This window comes from Snodgrassella sp. ESL0253 (genome assembly GCF_013344965.1).
GTDB lineage: Bacteria > Pseudomonadota > Gammaproteobacteria > Burkholderiales > Neisseriaceae > Snodgrassella > Snodgrassella alvi_B.
This window is the reverse complement of the sequence record NZ_JAAEDQ010000004.1, coordinates 146,238-165,304: the sequence shown is the minus strand read 5'-3', so window position 1 is coordinate 165,304 and position 19,067 is coordinate 146,238. Positions and strand designations below refer to the sequence as shown.

The following is a 19,067-nucleotide window of genomic DNA, read 5'->3' as shown; positions in this document are numbered from 1 at the left end:
GTAAATACCCTGATGTTATTAATAATCTACGTTAGTATACTGATATGAATCTGAATCGTTTTGGCAAGAAAAATGCCCAGCTTAATCAGTTGCTGGTGCAGTCGGCACACTGGCAACGTTTGAGCACCTGCCTTAAACAGGAGCTACCGGCCAGCATGCGTGCCCATTTTAATGTAGCCTGTGTACGAGACGGCTGTGTAGTGGTGATTGCCCATAATAGTATGGCCGCCTCACGCTTACGCATGGTATTACCAGCCTTATTACCGCAACTACAGCAAATTGATGCCACAATCGAAAACGTAAAAATTAAGGTACAGCCAGTAGAATCGAAGCCCGAGGCAGTTAAGCGTGCCAATTTAAGCCCTGTAGCACGTGGAGCCTTGGCGCGCTCGGCACAGGCTTTAACCCATCATCCAGAGCTGGCGGCAGCGTTACGCCGCCTAAGTGAAAAAAGCAGTTAGGCTGATATAGCTGTGTGCTGATAATAGATTAAAAATCTGGCCAGAATTGTCTGGCCAGAAAAATTTACGCCAATAATTGAATAGTACTAAATTCAATTATTATCATTCAGAGCAGAAATATGAGAATACCGCACAAACTCTTATGCAGCTTATTACTTATGTTTAATTTATCTGCATGGGCGGAAACCACAAAAACGAATACCACAGCAGGAACACAATTTGAAGCAGCGCTATTATGCAAAAGCGCACCTATTGATGCACGTGATTCAGATATAACTACACAGCTTAATAAACAAAAAATTACAGTAAAAAATCTCGAAAAAGACGGCCTCATTAATCTGGAATATCGCTTTACCAAACCGCTACAGATTGCAAATGCTTCAGTTTCTGTTGTTCGATATCTGGGCGATAGCGGTTCATACTTTTTTGCCGTAGCCAAAGGAGATATGGCCACATTTGCCAAATCTATTGATGCCAAACCCGTACCGGTTCAGTTAAAAGAGACCCTTTCCTGGGGCGATATAAACCAGTATTATCAACATACAACGGACGTAACTGCTGATAACCCCTATCCAGACACTATTCTTATCGGACGAGACAAAACTTCGAAACAGGGTGAATTTTATTTTGGCTGCTTACGATTTGATTATTAAGCATATTAAAAATAAAACCGTAACATAAACATAGCCCTTGCAGCTAAACTTAACCATTCTCAATATCTTTTAACCACATCATTATCTGTATCTTGAATAATTATCCGCATTGCAGATGATATTTTTATATTGACACTGCTGTATTAACCACAGCAGCAACAGCATCTTTTACCACAGACAGCGCTTGGAAAAAACAGTTTCACCTTTATATTAGCCACCATAAACAGCAACCTATAACTTCAAACCGGTTTCTGATTGCCCATAATTGACACACGCATGCAAACAGCCATACAGCAGAGTAGACGCTTGTGTTAAAATTCCCCATTTCATGCTTACTTTTTATTGCGCCTGCTGGTGCCGGACTATTGATTTATGTTGAAAAACTTAGCTAAAAAAATTCTCGGAAGCCGCAACGACCGGCTTCTGAAACAATATCGTAAAGAAGTATCCAAAATCAATGCGCTCGAACCAAAAATTCAGGCACTGAGCGATACCGAACTACAGGCTAAAACTGCTGAATTCAAACAACGTCTGGCTGATGGCGAAAAACTCGACAACCTGCTGGTAGAAGCCTTTGCAGTATGTCGTGAAGCCAGCCAGCGTATCCTTGGCATGCGCCACTTTGATGTTCAGCTCATCGGGGGCATGGTACTGCATCACGGAAAAATTGCGGAAATGCGTACCGGCGAAGGAAAAACACTGGTAGCCACCACCGCCGTCTATCTCAATGCACTGGCCGGCAAAGGCGTACATGTCGTTACCGTAAATGATTATCTGGCCGCACGCGACGCCAGCATCATGCGACCCCTATACGAATTTCTGGGCATGACAGTTGGTATCATCGTCAGCAACATGGATCATGAGGATAAACAAGCCGCTTATCAGGCCGATATTACCTACGGCACCAACAACGAATACGGCTTTGATTACCTGCGCGACAACATGGTGCGCGACCTGAGTGAAAAAGTGCAGCGTGAACTGTCATTTGCCGTAGTCGATGAAGTCGACTCCATCCTCATTGACGAAGCGCGTACCCCACTGATTATTTCCGGCCAGGCCGACGATAACGTTACCCTGTATCAGGTAATGAACCAGATTCCGCCGCAACTGATTGCACAGAAAAGCGAAGAAGGAGAGGGCGATTACTGGGTAGATGAAAAAGCACGTCAGGTAGTCCTCAGCGATCAAGGACATGAACACGCCGAACAGATTCTCAGCAGCATGGGGCTGTTACAGGAAGGCGATTCCCTGTATTCAGCCACCAACATCATGCTGATGCACCACCTGATGGCCGCATTGCGTGCCCATACTCTGTACCAGCGCGACCAGCATTACGTCGTACAAAATGGCGAAGTAGTGATTGTTGACGAATTTACCGGTCGCCTGATGGCCGGCCGGCGCTGGTCTGATGGCCTGCATCAGGCAGTAGAGGCCAAAGAAGGCGTAGAAATCAACAAAGAAAACCAGACACTGGCTTCCATCACCTTCCAGAACTTCTTCCGTCTGTACGACAAACTGGCCGGCATGACCGGTACAGCCGACACCGAAGCATTTGAATTCCAGAATATTTACGGTTTGGAAACCGTTATCATCCCGACAAACCGGCCGATGGTACGCAAAGACCTGAACGACCAGATTTACCGTTCCAGCGAAGAAAAATACGAAGCTGTTGTAGCCGATATCAAAGAGCGCCATGCCAAAGGCCAGCCGATACTGGTGGGTACCACCAGCATCGAAAATTCCGAGCTGGTGTCCGCCTTACTGAATAAAGAACATCTGCAACACAATGTTCTCAATGCCAAAGAACACGCGCGTGAAGCCGACATCATTGCTCAGGCCGGCCGGCCGGGCATGATTACCGTCGCCACCAACATGGCCGGCCGTGGTACCGACATCGTACTTGGCGGCAACATCAAGCCACAGATAGATGCCATCAATGCCGATGACAGCCTCACCGAAGCAGCTAAAGCAAGCAAAATCGATACACTGCAACAGCAATGGCAACGTGACCATGATGCCGTGATTGCTGCCGGCGGTTTACACATTATCGGTACCGAACGCCATGAAAGCCGCCGTATCGACAATCAGTTGCGTGGCCGTGCCGGCCGGCAGGGTGATGCCGGTTCCAGCCGCTTTTACCTGTCGTTTGAAGACCCATTACTGCGCCTGTTTGCCCTTGATCGTGCCACCGCCATTCTTAATCGTCTGGCTCCTGAACGCGGCGTAGCCATAGAAGCCGGCATGCTCAATCGCCAGATTGAAGGCGCGCAGCGCAAAGTGGAAAACCGCAACTTCGACATGCGCAAACAGGTACTTGAATACGACGACGTAGCCAACGACCAGCGTAAAGTGATTTATCACCAGCGTGCCGATATTCTGGCCAGCAACGACATCGATGGCCTGATGCAGGAAATTCGCCACGATGCCATCGTTGATACCGTAGACAGCTTTATCCCGCCAGACAGCATGGAAGAGCAGTGGGATATTTCCGGCCTCGAGCAAAAACTGGCCGCCGATTATCACATCGATGTTGCCATCAGCGACTGGCTTAAAGACGACAACACCCTCGACAACGAAAGCATTTGTAAACGTCTGCTTGATATCGTCGAAAAAGATTATGCCCATAAAGTCGAACTGGTTGGTATCGATACCATGCGCAGATTTGAACGCGATATAATGCTGCAAATCATTGATAGCCGCTGGCGCGAACATCTGGCCGACATGGATTACCTACGTCAGGGAATTCACCTGCGCGGCTATGCCCAGAAAAACCCGAAACAGGAATACAAACGCGAAGCATTTGAAATGTTTCAAACCATGTGGAGCAACATCCGCAATAGCGTTGCCTCACTGCTGATTTCCGTGCAGTTTGAACAGGCGCAGGCAGAAGAGCAGCCAGAAATATCTGCTGCTACCAGAATCGAAGATGAAGATTTTAGCCCCAAAGCCATGGAAGCTCGCGGCATCATCGTACGCCGCAACGACCCCTGTCCATGTGGCAGCGGCCTGAAATACAAATTGTGTCACGGCCGCCTGTAATTCCAGTTAAATCAAAATAATATCAACAGGTTGTCATCAGAATGGCAGCCTGTTGATTTGTTTGTACCAGCCGCAGACAAAACGCACAAATCAGCCTGCATTTATTAAAGTGAATACTCTAAACCCCATTGAACAGCGCATCAAATTGTCTTAAAATTCACACCTTACGCCAGAGGCCAGAGTATAAACTGCCCCAAAACGGCAACAGACAACTGGCGTGTTTTCGGTTTACGCTAATAATACCGCTTTCCTTAACCATGGATAATTAATGGCAGCCTACAACACACAAAAAGTCCTGTCCGTACACCACTGGACAGATGCATACTTCACATTCACCTGCACCCGTGACGAATCATTACGCTTTCAGAATGGCCAGTTTGTCATGATTGGCCTGATGGTAGACGGTAAGCCACTGATGCGTGCCTACAGTATTGCCAGTGCCAACTGGGAAGAAGAGCTGGCTTTTTTCAGTATCAAAGTACAGAACGGCCCATTAACCAGTCGCTTGCAGCATCTGAAAGTAGGTGATGAAGTCCTCGTGAGCAAAAAGCCCACCGGCACCCTGATTGCCGGTGACCTCAATCCCGGCAAAAACCTGTACCTGCTGTCTACCGGTACCGGTTTAGCACCATTTCTCAGTGTTACCAAAGACCCGGATATCTACGAACAGTTTGAAAAAATCATCCTGATTCACGGCGTACGCTACAAAAAAGATTTGGCTTATTACGACCACTTCACCACCGAATTACCCAATCACGAATATCTGGGTGAAATGGTGCGCGAAAAACTGATTTACTATCCCGTGGTTTCCAGAGAAGACTACATTCATCACGGACGCCTGACTGATTTAATGAAATCCGGTAAACTCTTTACCGACATTGGCCTGCCACCGATTAATCCGGCAGACGACCGCGCCATGATTTGTGGCAGCCCGGAAATGCTCAAGGATACCTGTGAAACCCTTAACAGCTTTGGTTTAACCATCTCCCCGAAAATGGGGCAGCGTGGCGACTACGTTATCGAACGCGCTTTCGTTGACCAATAAAGCTTAAATGCATATTCACAGGCAGCCATTGTCACCCAATGTGCTGCCTGTTTTGTACCTGCCGGCAGCCGCAGCCGCCTATTACCCTTAATTTCACCATACAGAACCATCCATGCAAAATTTAATTCCCCTGCTAATCATCCTCATTCCCCTGCTGGCAGGATTTTGCATACCCGTACCAGCGCGTGCCATCAACTGGCTCAACCGCGGCCTGGCATGGCTGGTATATCTGATTTTATTCCTGATTGGCCTGTCACTGGCACAAATCCCCAACCTTAGCGCACAGTTGACTAACATCAGCCTTACCGTAGGCGCATTGTTTACCTGCCTGATAGCCGCCAATCTGCTGGTATTCATCTGGTTCGACCGCCGCTATCCGTGGCACCTGAACCGACAACAATCAGCCGGCCAGTGCGGTGATATCAGCATTATGGGCAGCTTCAAGCAGGTTGGCAGTCTGCTTGTCGGGCTGATAGCCGGCAACTACTTATCTTTTAGCTGGTTAGGCGATCCACAGGCTGCCGTCAACAAAGCACTGCTAATACTACTGCTACTGGTAGGCATGCAGCTACGCAGCAGCGGCATCACCCTGCAACAGGTATTTCTCAACCGCCGCGGCGTGATCAGTGCCGGATTATTTACACTGGCCAGCCTGCTTGGCGGCCTGATATTTGCCCTGATTATGCCTGACGTATCCATCAGCAAAGGGCTGGCGCTCAGCAGCGGCTATGGCTGGTATTCACTCTCCAGCATCATCATGACTAAGGCCTATGGCGCAGTCTGGGGCAGTATTGCCTTATTCAATGACTTGGCACGCGAATTTTTTGCTCTCATCTTTATTCCCATACTGATGCGCCGCTATCCCACCACCGCCGTTAGCATTGGCGGTGCCACCAGCCTTGATTTCACCCTGCCGGCCATTCAGGCTTCCGGTGGCATTAGTGCTGTTCCTTTGGCCATCAGCTTTGGCTTTATTGTTAATATTACCGCGCCGATACTGATGGTGGTTTTCTCATCATTGCCGTTTTAGCAAAAGATGCTGATTTAAAAAATTTACGAAAGCCCAAAATGCCTGTCAGCGATAGCGCTTATTACTGAGATAATCACAGAGTCATCCTGTAACTTGGGTTGGTAACAATAAACACAGCAGGCTTAAGCCAACAATAGAACAACTCATTTCTATCATCATAGAATGACTTGCTGTAGTTCCTGTACCCAAGCTTTACAAGCTTTGACGGGCACTAGAGCTTTTTTATGATTTTCTCCTGTAGCTGAGATTTCAAACTGAGCTCGGCAACCATCTGTTAAAGCTTACGATTTTCAGTATCCAGTTCCTTTAGGCAGTTGATATCAGACATTTGCATACCGCCGTATTCCCGCCATTTGTAAAAGTCTAATTGCCTACACCCTGTTTCCAGCAAAGCTCTTTAACCAGAACACCGGCTTTTGCACCTTTTAATATGGATACAATTTAGTGTTCAGTCATTTTTTATATTTAAATCCTCTTTGGGTTAATTAAGAGAGTTTTTTACTTTTGGGTTGTATTATACTTAGGGAGTGGTTATATTTAAATCATTAAAAATAAAAGAATATTCTAATTTATAAACCACAAAAATCAAATTTTAAAATTTAAGCGAATGCATAACAGACAGAAGCCATAGCTTCCGGCCACAACGTGCGTATAAATAATAGAACACTCACACCACACAGAAACGCAATAAAATATTCTATTTACATATCTATATTGATATCACTGTTAATGTCATATCAAAAAGTATGATAAGAAAACAACAGCTCTGCATGATACAAAGCTTCGGCATTGGCTCATGTGACAGCCATGATTATTTAATTTTAAATTAATTATTATTACTGATATTTATTTATAAAATAGTCATCTGTTCGCAATTATTAATATTATAAAAAATTTACAGCAAAAAGATTGCACAAAATGCGCCACATTTATTAGAATTAAATTATTTTGTTTATTCATAATCATAATTAACGATAAAGGATGCCCTGAAATCAACCATTTGCTGTATCTAGTTGTTGTCTACTAGCAGTACCGTATTTCATTAAGCACGTTTTAATTTGGTAAGCACCTGTATGTAGATTGGTAATTAATAAATTACTGATTTTAAAGAATCAAATAAGCACAGCTTAGCCGATTTGTTTGAGTTCAACTAAACAAAGCTTTTTTATTGGCGTTAAATGCTGTTAAGAGTAAATTAAAGACATAAAGTTCTAAAAAGCTTTATTCAGCTGCAAACAAATTAAAACTATATATTCTCGAAAATAGACAAAGAAAGAGAACCTTTATGTTTATGTGGTATCAGGAGGTATCAGGAAATGAGAGAAAAACCTTTTGGGCATGTTTTAATGGCTGGGCGTTAGATGCTCTGGAAAATCAAATGTTCGGTTTGGTTATTCCATTACTACTTGTTTATTTTGCCATCACCGAAGAGCAGGCCGGACTACTCAGTAGTACCACACTGGTCACGTCGGCCTTGGGCGGCTGGTTTGCCGGAGCCCTTTCAGACCGGTATGGACGAGTTAAAACATTGCAAATCATGATTGTATGGTTTGCATTTTTTACATTTCTGGCCGCATTTGTAACTGATTACTACTGGCTGCTGGCTTTAAAAGCCTTGCAGGGATTTGGTATTGGCGGCGAATGGGCGGCCGGTGCTGTACTTATGGCCGAAACTATCACCGGCCAGTATCGCGGTAAAGTCATGGCGACAGTGCAGAGTGCATGGGCAGTAGGGTGGGGATTGGCAGTCATACTGTTTTCCGTGATATTTAGTCTGGCACCAGAAAATATGGTTTGGCGCATTGTATTTGCTTTAGGTTTACTGCCGTCATTACTGATTTTTTATGTACGCGGGTATGTGCAGGAACCGGTAAAACAAATTGCAGCGGTACAGAAAACCGAAGACAGGCAATCCATAGCCAGCGCATTATTCGGTATTTTTTCACCTTCACTGATTCGCACTACCTTACTCGGTGGTTTATTGGGTCTTGGTGCACATGGCGGCTATTATGCCATCATGTCGTGGCTGCCCACCTACCTGACAAAAGAACGCAACCTTTCTATGCTTAATTCCAGTGCCTATCTGGCGGTGATTATTTTTGCCTTCTGGTGTGGCTGTATGGCCAGCTCAATTCTGCTTGATAAAATCGACAGACGTCTTAATGTTGCCTTATTTGCCATCTGTTGTGTCATCACCATACGCATTTACCTGCTTGTCCCCTTAACCAATACCCAGATGCTGTTCCTTGGCTTTCCGCTGGGTTTTTTTTCTGCCGGCATCCCCTCCAGTCTGGGCGCCTTATTTAATGAGCTCTACCCACAGCAGTATCGTGGTGCCGGTGTTGGTTTCTGTTACAGCTTCGGCCGTATTTTTTCCTCAATCGTTCCGTTTCTCGTGGCGCACATGAGCGCATCAATGTCTCTGGGATCATCCATTGGCATCTATGCCAGTTGGGCTTACTCAATAGTAGTGATTAGCGTCTTACTGCTACCCGAAACCAAAGGGCGCGATTTAAAACAGATTAATCTGGATGGGTATATTTCTGAGAAATAAAAAATTATAAAATATAAATAAAATCAATAAAGTAGTAATTGTTAGAATAGATATATATGCACATGTATTTAATCTGGCTTTGCCAATGGTAGCCGGCCGGTGCTATACACCGGCACAAAGTGCGCCACTGGAAAACTATCTGGCTCATCTGCACGGCCTTGGCTGCACGCACGGCGTACTGATTCAGCCGAGCTTTCTTGGTTGTGATAACAGCTTCATGCTACAGGCCATCGCACAGGCCGCGCCCCGTCTCAGAGGTGTAGCCTGCGTCGACCCCACAATCACCTTGCCTGAGCTACAGGCAATGGATAGGGCAGGTATCGTCGGTATACGCCTGAATGTTATAGACGGCACCCAGCCCCAGCTGCAATCCGCTCCGTGGCAAAACCTGCTCGAGAAAATCAAAACCCTTAACTGGCATGTGGAACTACATTGCCACAGTAACAAACTCGACACCATGATTACCACCCTGCTCAAACACCAAATCCGCGTAGTAGTCGACCACTTCGGCCGGCCAGCGGATGGTGTACCCGCTCGTGATAACGGTTTTCAGCGGCTACTGCAATGGGGGCATAGCGGAATGGTGTGGTGCAAACTTTCCGCGGTATACCGCATCAGTGCTGCCGCGGCCGACGGGCATAAATTTTTTGCCGCCGCCATCCTCTTATTACTTGAAAATTTCGGCAGCCACCGCCTGATGTGGGGCAGCGACTGGCCGCATACCCAGTACGAACAACAAATCAACCCCGAGTATCTGGCTACCCAACTGAATATGCTGTTACAGGATAAACAACTGGCACCAGCCTTATTGTGGGATACACCAGCAAAACTGTTCAGATTTATCTAAAATATTGCTTAGTAGAAGTACTAACACATTGCCTGACAGTGATTACACAACGTATCGCCATTGTGAATCTGCACCATAGGGTAAGCTGAATAGCTAAAGCCTGCAGCCAACTTGCCGGCACTGCAAACCATATCCTGAAAACTATCGCGCACAAGCAAATACCAGTGCCGGGGTAGATAAGCAAACTGCTAATAGCTGGAGATTAATAGCCAAAAATTTAGCGTTCAGAATCCGCACGCCATGCCGCACAGAATATCGCAGCATCATAAAGCAAGTTAGCAGCAATATAGCCAAGCAAAGCAAAAAGAGTGATATCAACAAACCAGCCTGTAAATTTGCAGCTTCGAATACCGCAAACCTGCCTGTGCAATGCATCGCATAAAAGCCTTGCCATCCACCGCCAATAATTAGCTCCGCTTTCTTAAACGCCACAGCTAAAGCGCATCTGAATAATGCCCACCGGCAAAAATACCAGCCGCTTAAAAGAAATGCACACACAGGAGATTGGCATTAACCCAAGAGCCAATAGTCTAGATTCAATAACAAACAGTTATTAACAACAGCCTCAAAAGCAGCAAAACCGGCTGCCCAGCAGTGCTGATGATGACAAACAGCCTGATTATTCCAAGCGTACGCCAAAACAAACCTACAAACTACCTTGCCGGCGGTTTATTGATTGAGATGAACAACGCAGCCAGTTGCAAGTAGCAACCAAATTTCTGATTCTGGGATATAAATGCTACAGCCACAAAAGCGTAAGGAGTTTTGTGGTGCAGCATAAGTCAAAGCTATCAGCAAATTTTCTGCCGGATTCATGTATCACCAGCCTTTTCCAGCCTGCATACACGCAATTGGCCTATAAAACTATCAAGTATCATTTAGATAAACAATATCAGTCAGATAGTTCAGTCAAGCCTGAATGAAGACGAAAATTCAATAGCATTTTTTATTATTAATAAGGACAGTATATTGGATTGATATGTTCCAACTATAGGTAAGCTATTTATTAATTTTTGTTTTTTTTCATCATCGAAATCATATGTGTTTACATAATCTTCAATCATTTTCTCATCTGGAGTGTATAAATTCGTCCTAATAACAGTTAAAAGCATGCATTCTAAAGATTCTAAATGAAAGGTATTATTATCAGTTGTAAAAGTATATTGCGAATTAATGTTCTCTAATGCCTTATAAATAAAATTTCTTTTATTTTCCTTATTCAGACTTTTATAGAGATCCGGAAATTTTAATTTGAGTACAATTAAAAAGAATAACAGAGTATATTCTTCTTGTGTAAGTTGATTTTTAGTTCTCACTATAATATTAAGAATATTACAAAGAGCTTCTTGCTCTCTTAATGTTAATTTATATAGATTAGTAATATCTTTTAATATATTTAGAAGAGTGTAATTGTAAACTGGGAACTGAGATGGAGGTGCATTTAAATATTTATTAAGTCCTAATTGTTTAGATAAACTAACAATGAAATCAGATTTAACTGGGCTAGGTAACAAATAATCAAAATCAATAAACCGGCGCAGATACCCGTTAACATCCAGCCCCTGCCCATACACAGCCCTGATAGAATGGCCTAGCTGGGTTTTATCCGTAGCCAGCACAAAGATAATATTATCCACATTAAACAGATGTTTGGCCTTTTCCAGTACCTCAATAGCAAAATTAGGACGGCAGCGATCCAGCTCATCAATAAAAATCACCAATGGTTTGTTGTCATCATCACCGCAATAGCACTCAGCCAACCGGCTTAATGCCTGTTTGAACTCAAACAGTACCTGTTTAGATTTCTCGTATTTTTCAATTTGATCTTTGGCCAAAGAAGCGCCCAGATTGGCAGTAAATTCAGCAATTTTATCTACTTTAATGCGGCCACCTGAAATCAAGCTTCCAAAGGCTGCACCAATAGTTAGCCACTCTTTGGATGATGCATCCTTTGTCAGATACCCAATTTTATTTTTAATAGTACTAAAAAAGCCTTTAGCTTTTGATTTATCTTCGCCAGACAGATTGTCAATAACTAAACCAATCTCCCCAATCAACGCAATCAGCGCATCATCCGTATAATCACTTTCCCATGCATTAAAATAAATAGTCGGAATATCCTGATTTTTCAGATATTGCTGCCACATCCTAATAAATGTGGTTTTACCCTGTCCCCAGCCAGCATCAATACACAGCACAATCGATTGTTCATAGCTGGTAATAAATTGAGTCAGAATTTCAATATTGGCTTTTCTATCCAACACGTCGTTTTTAAACGGATCAGCGGCATCAATTTCCACTTGCAGGCATTTCTTCAGTTTGTTTGGTTTACTCATAATCTGCTTATTCCCTGTATACTAATGGCCGGCTATTAATCACCGGCCATTTTGTTTCATCTAATTATTGTGCCATTATAATGGTTTAACCATTTAAAAATGGCGGTGATACATGGCTAATCACAGAAAATTGGCGCAATACATACTAGTCAGCCGATTTTGTAGCACAAATACAAATACCCAAGTATTAACTGGCCATCAGATATTACCCATACTCCATCAAATCCCCTACATTCGGGTATTAGTGCTGATTCTGAAAAAACAACTTATCCGGCCACTACCGAATATTCCATTTTCTGGATAACAGGCTGATTTGTAATTAAATGTACAGCAAAAGTAAAGTCTGGTTGCAGCCGCGCATTCAGCCCCTGATTGCGTTATAAAGCCAGCAGACAAGCTTGCTTTTTGTCCACACTGGCCTTATGTGTAGCACAAACCGCCTAGCGCGGTTTTAACTGTTTTAACCACAGTTATTTTTCCTCGGTTGAATTTATTTTCAGGTTACAAACTTATGGATGTTATTCAGTATCCCGGTAGTGTGTTTAAACTGCACCAGCCATTTCCACCGGCTGGCGACCAGCCCACGGCAATTCAGGGATTGCTGGAAGGGCTGGAAGATGGACTGGCCAGCCAAACCCTGCTTGGGGTTACCGGCTCAGGCAAAACCTTTACCATGGCCAACGTCATTGCCCAAAGCGGCCGCCCGGCCATCATCATGGCGCACAACAAAACCCTGGCCGCACAGCTATACGCAGAAATGCGCGAATTTTTTCCCGAAAACGCCGTTGAGTATTTTGTTTCCTACTATGATTACTATCAGCCGGAAGCCTACGTACCCAGTCGCGACCTGTTTATCGAAAAAGATTCAGCCATAAACGAACACATCGAGCAAATGCGCCTGAGTGCCACCAAAAGCCTGATGCAGCGGCAGGACGTAATCATAGTGGCCACTGTATCGGCAATTTACGGTATTGGCGACCCCAACGAATACCATCAAATGATTCTGCACCTGAAAGAAGGGCAGAAAATCGACCAGCGCGACATCATCGCCAGGCTGGTAGCCATGCAGTATGAACGTGGCGATATCGACTTTGCCCGTGGTTCATTCCGCGTGCGCGGTGACGTGATTGACATCTTTCCCGCCGAAAGCTCCGAGCTTGCCTTGCGTGTCAGCCTGTTTGACGACGAAGTCGACCGCATGCAACTGTTTGACCCGATATCCGGCAGCCTGCAACAGCGCGTTGGCCGCTATACCGTATTCCCGTCCAGCCACTACGTTACCCCGCGCGACACCGTTTTACGTGCCTGTGAACACATCAAGCAGGAGCTGGGCGACCGCATTAAATGGTTTACCCATGAAGGGCGGCTGGTAGAAGCCCAGCGCATCGAACAGCGCACCCGCTTTGATTTAGAAATGCTCTACGAAATGGGTTTCTGCAAGGGCATTGAAAACTACTCACGCCACTTTTCCGGCAAGCCAGAGGGCGAGCCGCCACCTACCTTAATGGACTACCTGCCCAAAAACGCCCTCATGTTTATCGACGAAAGCCACGTTACCGTCAGCCAGATTGGCGGCATGTACAAGGGCGATGCCTCACGCAAGCAGAATCTGGTGGATTACGGCTTTCGCCTGCCATCCGCCCGCGACAACCGCCCGTTAAAATTCCATGAATTTGAGCGCGTCATGCCGCAAACCATATTTGTATCAGCCACCCCGGCCAAATATGAAGAAGAGCATGCCGGCCAGGTAGTCGAACAGGTAGTACGCCCCACCGGCCTGATTGATCCGGAAATCATCATCCGCCCCGTGGCCACACAGGTAGACGACTTACTGTCTGAAATCAATATCCGCCGCGAGCAGGGCGAGCGTGTACTCGTTACCACCCTCACCAAACGCATGGCCGAACAGCTCACCGACTACTATGCCGAGCTTGGCGTAAAAGTGCGCTACCTGCACAGCGACATCGACACCGTAGAGCGCGTAGAAATCATTCGTGACCTGCGTCTCGGCCTGTTTGATGTACTCGTAGGCATCAACCTGCTGCGAGAAGGGTTGGATATTCCCGAAGTTTCATTGGTGGCCATACTTGATGCCGACAAAGAAGGCTTTCTGCGCAGCCATCGCAGCCTGATACAAACCATCGGCCGCGCCGCACGCAACGTTAACGGCAAAGCCATACTATATGCCGACAAAATCACCGACTCCATGAAAGCCGCGATTGACGAAACCGAGCGCCGCCGTGCCCGCCAGATAGCCTTCAATACCGAACACGGCATCGTACCGCAGCAAATCAAAAAACAGGTACGTGACCTGATAGATGGCGTTTATCACGATGAAAACGGCAGCAAAGGCCGTGGCCGCAGCAAGCTCAAAGTAGGCGAAATCCACAACGAAGACGATGCCGTTAAAGAAATCGCCAAACTCGAAAAAGCCATGCAGGCCGCCGCGCGCGATTTACAGTTTGAAGAAGCTGCCCAGATTCGCGACAAAATCCGCGCTATCAAAGAAAACCTGTTGTTTGGTGCCAGCGACACCTGAGCAGCCAGCACCGGCTACCGGCAAAGCATTTCACAGTGCATCTGGCCGGTAGCCAGAACATACCAGCCACCACCACACCCAGCATACAGATTACACAGCGAAAAATACCCCCGCACCGCCATTTCAGGTATACTCAACACAACATCCGCATGCCCGCATGCACCCACAACCGCGCAAGCCAGCCAACCGGGGACAGCATCATGCAGCACCAGCACACACACCAGCCATCGGCATCAGCCCGGCTACTCACACTTATCCTGCAAACCATAAGCAGCATAATCGCTACCGGTGTATTCTACATCGTACTATTCTACTGGTACGCTAACAGCGGCGTGCCACTCAATCATATTAGCTTACTCGACACTGGCGACATCAAATTTATACTATTATTTGTACTGAGTTTCGTTGGCATTTACGCCTTCATACCTTCACTGCTGGCCGCCATAACCAGTTGCTACTTTATCAATCACCATCCGCCTTATCGCATCAGCATCGGCGCAGCCATGATCGCACTACTATGTGGATTCGTGCAAAACTTGCTGTTAACCTCGTCGCCAAACTGGATGCTTATACTGCTCAACGCATTGGCCGCCGCCCTCAGCGCCCTCTATTTTGCCCGGCCAAAACCACAGACACAGAAACATTAATAGCCTGAGCATTCCATCACTCATCGCCCTTTATCTGTTCACCAAGATAAACTATTGTATTGATATCAATAATCAAAATATCAACAATCAATCCATAAACGCCCACAGTGGCCATAAAATAGCTACGTCATACAGAAATAAAAAAACAATCACATTAATAATCAATAGGCTATGATTTACAGCGCCATCCCAGCCTCGCATAAACCCTATTTTGCTATTGCTGCCAGCAAGCAAAAGTGCTTAAATTAAGCTCTCGTTATTGTCAATGATTTAAGTCAAAAACACATAAATCACATCAATACTGAATGCTCCTTGTGTGAACTACCAAATAAACATTTAATTCAGCATAGCCTGATAGAGAAGAAAGAAGAGTTTACGTTATGAAAAACACCAATAGCGATAGCTCAGCAGATGTGGTACTAATTGGCGCTGGCGTAATGAGCGCAACACTGGGAACATTTCTGAAAGAGTTACAGCCAGACTGGCAAATCAACATCTACGAGCGTCTGGCCAACGTGGCCACCGAAAGCTCCGATGCCTGGAATAACGCCGGCACCGGCCATTCAGCCCTGTGCGAGCTCAACTACACACCAGAGCTGAAAGACGGCACCATCGAAGTATCCAAAGCCATCAAAATTATCGAACAATTTGAACTATCCAAACAGTTCTGGGCATCACTTGTCGATGCCGGCCTGATTACCGACCCCGGCGCATTTATCCGCAGCGTGCCCCACATGAGTCTGGTGCGCGGAGAAACAGACGTCGCCTTTTTGCGCAAACGCTTTGCCGCCTTGCAGCAATACCGCCTGTTTCAGGACATGCTCTATACCGAAGACAAAGATCAGATTAGCCAGTGGGTACCCCTCATGATGCAGGGACGTGACAACAGCGAACCCATTGCCGCAACCTGGTCAGACCTTGGTACCGACGTCAACTATGGCGCCTTAAGCCGAATCCTCATCAACAACCTTACTAACGAAGGCTGCAAGCTGCACCTGCAACACGAAGTTGTCGACCTCAAACAGCACAATGGCCGCTGGCATCTCGACATCAAAAACCTCATTAACGGCACACATCAGCAGGTATCAGCCCGTTTTGTCTTTATCGGCGCCGGCGGTGGCTCCCTGCACCTATTACAAAAAAGCCGTATCGAAGTCAGCAAAGGCTATGGCGGCTTTCCCGTATCCGGCCAGTGGCTCGTGTGTAAAAATCCCGACGTCGTCAGGCAGCATAATGCCAAAGTCTATGGCAAAGCCTCCGTGGGTGCACCGCCCATGAGTGTGCCCCATCTCGACAAACGCGTCATCAACGGAGAAGACGCCTTACTCTTCGGCCCCTTTGCCGGCTTTACCACCAAATTTCTCAAACGCGGTTCCTTTCAAGACTTATTCAAAACCCTCAATTTCGCCAACATCCGTCCCATGCTCACCGTAGGCATACACAACTTCGCCCTCGAACACTACCTTATTCAGCAGGTTCGATTAAGCTTTGCCGACCGCATGCAGGAATTGCGCACCTTCTACCCCGAAGCACGCGATGAAGACTGGCATCTGGCTATTGCAGGCAATCGCGTACAGGTAATCAAAAAAGATCCGCAAAAAGGCGGCGTCCTGCAATTTGGTACCGAACTGGTAAAATCCACAGACGGCACACTGGCCGCCTTATTAGGCGCCTCCCCGGGTGCTTCCACCTCCGTATCCATCATGCTCGAACTGCTCGAACACTGCTTCCCCGGCAAAGTCAGCAACGAATGGGCACCTATATTGCACAAGTGGATACCCAGCTATGGCCAGAAACTCGAACACAACCCCGCACTCGTACAGCAAGTGCGCGACTGGACAAGCAAATCCCTCGGTTTGCACAGTCCAAAATAGCAAACACACAACATCAACTACCATAGCCATACACAGCCTTACCAAATTCGTATCGAATTTGGTTTTTTTATCCCAGCCAGAAATGGCCACCTAAACCAGTTGCAAACACCATACACACATCAATCATCACAAGCTACTGTCGTAATCATCCAACACAAACCACCTGTAAAAACCACAACAAAAGTTTAAAACATAAAAAAGCTTGCTATAAACAGTAAATTTATTTAATATAAAGGTAAATAACATAGACTTACAAAGCCATACATTCATTGATACCTATAATCCGTAGCAATTGACGCCGCTGTCATCTAAATGATGTCACGGCGTTATTTTTATCAACACACGTCGCCACACCATCACCGTACTAACAATCCTGCCCCCACAGCAGATTAACAGCATCATCCATCTGCAACTTAATCAAAATAATTCCCCATCTGCCTGATAGGGTGAATACCTTAAGCCCACAATCATCACCCATTAGCCAAAACATCCCCGTATACTGCAAATTAAACCTAAAATCAGCCTAACCATCCGCCACCCACAGCATCAGCATTAACACCATCTAAACATATAAAATCATTATCTTTCCCAGAAACAATCCAATAAACATCAACATATTAAGAATCTAAACCAAGCCCGGCCGGCAAACCACAAGTACCAAATCAACCACACAAAAAAGCATCACCAATAAAAAACATTAATTCATAATATTGAAGAAAACACATAATAGAAAATAGATACCCCAGGCAACCAACAGCACCAGAACAACAAAACATACAGCAAAGCTGGCCATACTATTATTATCAGCCCCAGCCCTAAGCTCATAGCTTGATATAATCGCCGGCAACAACAAATCCCATACCGCCTCAGTCGAATACAACAATAAAAATATGGCTGCCAGTCCGATTAAAAGAGGCTGTATTCCCAGTACTAACAACATCAATCATTATAAAGAGGCTAAAAACCCACTGGCGGCGGTATCTGCAAGCCAAAATCAGGAAACTGTACCCCCGCTTATAATCGGATAAAATATTGATATATAATTAACATCAAGAAAGCAGTTAGCAACTGAAACTAGCAAGCGGTAGCGTCACTACAGAGCGATACAATAAATTAAATTAACCAGTAAACAGCGCCCATAAAAATAAGCCCAATATCACCCCCGCATAAAGGAGCAACCTATGTCTGAACCATCCCCGGCAACCATACCGAAACTAGTAAAGTTAACCAGCTTATTACTGGCCACCACCGCCCTAAGCGCATGTAGCGGCGGCTTTGAGCCATTTGTTGGCGTAACCTCCGGCAAAAACAAATCCTATGCCGCCCCAGTTGAAGCACTCGTATACAACTATGAAAATATCTCTGGTGGTTCGATTAATGGCGGCTGTATTCCTAAAACACCGGGTGTGGATGATTACGAAGTAGGTAAAAAACGCTATGGCGGTGGCTCTACCTGCGGCGCTGCCTATCTGCCAGCCAAATGGAAACCGGGCATGACGGCACGGATTTATTGGAAGGTCTATCCTTATCCTGGCTGGCGTGCAAAAATATTAAATTTACCTGGGCTAGTTGTAGATCGTAAAGAATCAGCTATTATCGACCAATATGATGAGAATTATTCGGCAGTGATACCTTTACCCCCCCCTCCAGCATTTGCTGGCGATGATTTTGGCAAGGTAAGAAATATTACTGTTCATTTTTTGGCCTGTAATCAGATTTTTATTGATTATGGTACCAGACAGGAAAATGCGCCTGAGGTAGTAAAAAAACAGTTTGAACTGTTTGCCAAAAGCCAGAAACTCTGTACCCCACGCCCATCAATTAAATCCATGGCCGATTATCGGCGCAACAAAGCCAAGCTCGATGCAATAAAGAAAGAACGCCAAAATATCCCGCAGGTAATCCTGCCCGAATATATTCAGGAATTGCAGCAGCAAGGCAAATTCCCTGTGTCTGCTAAATAAGCTTTTATTGTGTTTTTTACTGTGGCCACCACCAGCACCAATACAACTACTTTTACCAAACACCAGCAAATAGCATCA

13 protein-coding genes are annotated in these 19,067 nt (G+C 45.7%); 11 read left to right on the top strand and 2 right to left on the bottom strand.

Annotation, left to right across the window (positions count from 1 at the left end):
- The first annotated feature begins 44 nt into the window (after positions 1 to 44).
- From GYX26_RS05110 to GYX26_RS05080, 7 genes are all read left to right on the top strand, one after another.
- On the top strand, positions 45 to 461 hold the full coding sequence (locus GYX26_RS05110) for a DciA family protein (protein WP_174828374.1): 417 nt from the start codon (positions 45 to 47) through the stop codon (positions 459 to 461).
- Positions 462 to 619: 158 nt separating this feature from the next.
- Positions 620 to 1,114, top strand: coding sequence for a hypothetical protein (locus GYX26_RS05105; RefSeq protein WP_100113819.1), 495 nt, complete (start codon positions 620 to 622; stop codon positions 1,112 to 1,114).
- A 372-nt stretch (positions 1,115 to 1,486) separates the two neighbouring features.
- The gene (secA, locus tag GYX26_RS05100) at positions 1,487 to 4,153 is read left to right on the top strand and encodes a preprotein translocase subunit SecA (RefSeq protein WP_174828373.1); all 2,667 of its coding nucleotides are present in this window, start codon (positions 1,487 to 1,489) and stop codon (positions 4,151 to 4,153) included.
- A gap of 268 nt (positions 4,154 to 4,421) precedes the next feature.
- Positions 4,422 to 5,198, top strand: coding sequence for a ferredoxin--NADP reductase (locus GYX26_RS05095; protein WP_100090751.1), 777 nt, complete (start codon positions 4,422 to 4,424; stop codon positions 5,196 to 5,198).
- Positions 5,199 to 5,310: 112 nt separating this feature from the next.
- Entirely contained in the window at positions 5,311 to 6,228 is a 918-nt protein-coding gene (locus GYX26_RS05090) for a lysine exporter LysO family protein (protein WP_174828372.1), read from the top strand.
- 1,285 nt (positions 6,229 to 7,513) lie between these two features.
- Positions 7,514 to 8,782: an MFS transporter gene (locus GYX26_RS05085; RefSeq protein WP_174828371.1), complete on the top strand. Its 1,269-nt coding sequence runs from the start codon at positions 7,514 to 7,516 to the stop codon at positions 8,780 to 8,782.
- A gap of 85 nt (positions 8,783 to 8,867) precedes the next feature.
- Complete coding sequence (locus GYX26_RS05080; RefSeq protein WP_174828370.1) at positions 8,868 to 9,629, top strand: amidohydrolase; 762 nt, start codon at positions 8,868 to 8,870, stop codon at positions 9,627 to 9,629.
- A gap of 669 nt (positions 9,630 to 10,298) precedes the next feature.
- Here the strand turns inward: GYX26_RS05080 and GYX26_RS05075 are convergent.
- Positions 10,299 to 10,445 carry a hypothetical protein gene (locus GYX26_RS05075; protein ID WP_174828369.1) on the bottom strand — a complete coding sequence of 49 codons (147 nt, stop codon included), beginning with the start codon at positions 10,443 to 10,445 and terminating at the stop codon, positions 10,299 to 10,301.
- An 89-nt stretch (positions 10,446 to 10,534) separates the two neighbouring features.
- Positions 10,535 to 11,965 (bottom strand): P-loop NTPase fold protein, encoded by a 1,431-nt coding sequence (locus GYX26_RS05070; RefSeq protein ID WP_174828368.1) that lies wholly within the window; start codon positions 11,963 to 11,965, stop codon positions 10,535 to 10,537.
- Positions 11,966 to 12,476: 511 nt separating this feature from the next.
- On the opposite strand from GYX26_RS05070, the gene uvrB reads away from it, so the two are divergent.
- The 4 genes from uvrB (at position 12,477) to GYX26_RS05050 (ending at position 18,989) form a co-directional block, all read left to right on the top strand.
- On the top strand, positions 12,477 to 14,504 hold the full coding sequence (uvrB, locus tag GYX26_RS05065; protein WP_100090757.1) for an excinuclease ABC subunit UvrB: 2,028 nt from the start codon (positions 12,477 to 12,479) through the stop codon (positions 14,502 to 14,504).
- A 35-nt stretch (positions 14,505 to 14,539) separates the two neighbouring features.
- Positions 14,540 to 15,151, top strand: coding sequence for a hypothetical protein (locus tag GYX26_RS05060; protein WP_174828367.1), 612 nt, complete (start codon positions 14,540 to 14,542; stop codon positions 15,149 to 15,151).
- Positions 15,152 to 15,531: 380 nt separating this feature from the next.
- Positions 15,532 to 17,025, top strand: a complete 1,494-nt coding sequence (gene mqo / locus GYX26_RS05055; RefSeq protein ID WP_174828366.1) for a malate dehydrogenase (quinone) — start codon at positions 15,532 to 15,534, stop codon at positions 17,023 to 17,025.
- A 1,181-nt stretch (positions 17,026 to 18,206) separates the two neighbouring features.
- On the top strand, positions 18,207 to 18,989 hold the full coding sequence (locus GYX26_RS05050; RefSeq protein ID WP_174828365.1) for a DUF3304 domain-containing protein: 783 nt from the start codon (positions 18,207 to 18,209) through the stop codon (positions 18,987 to 18,989).
- Positions 18,990 to 19,067 lie beyond the last annotated feature (78 nt).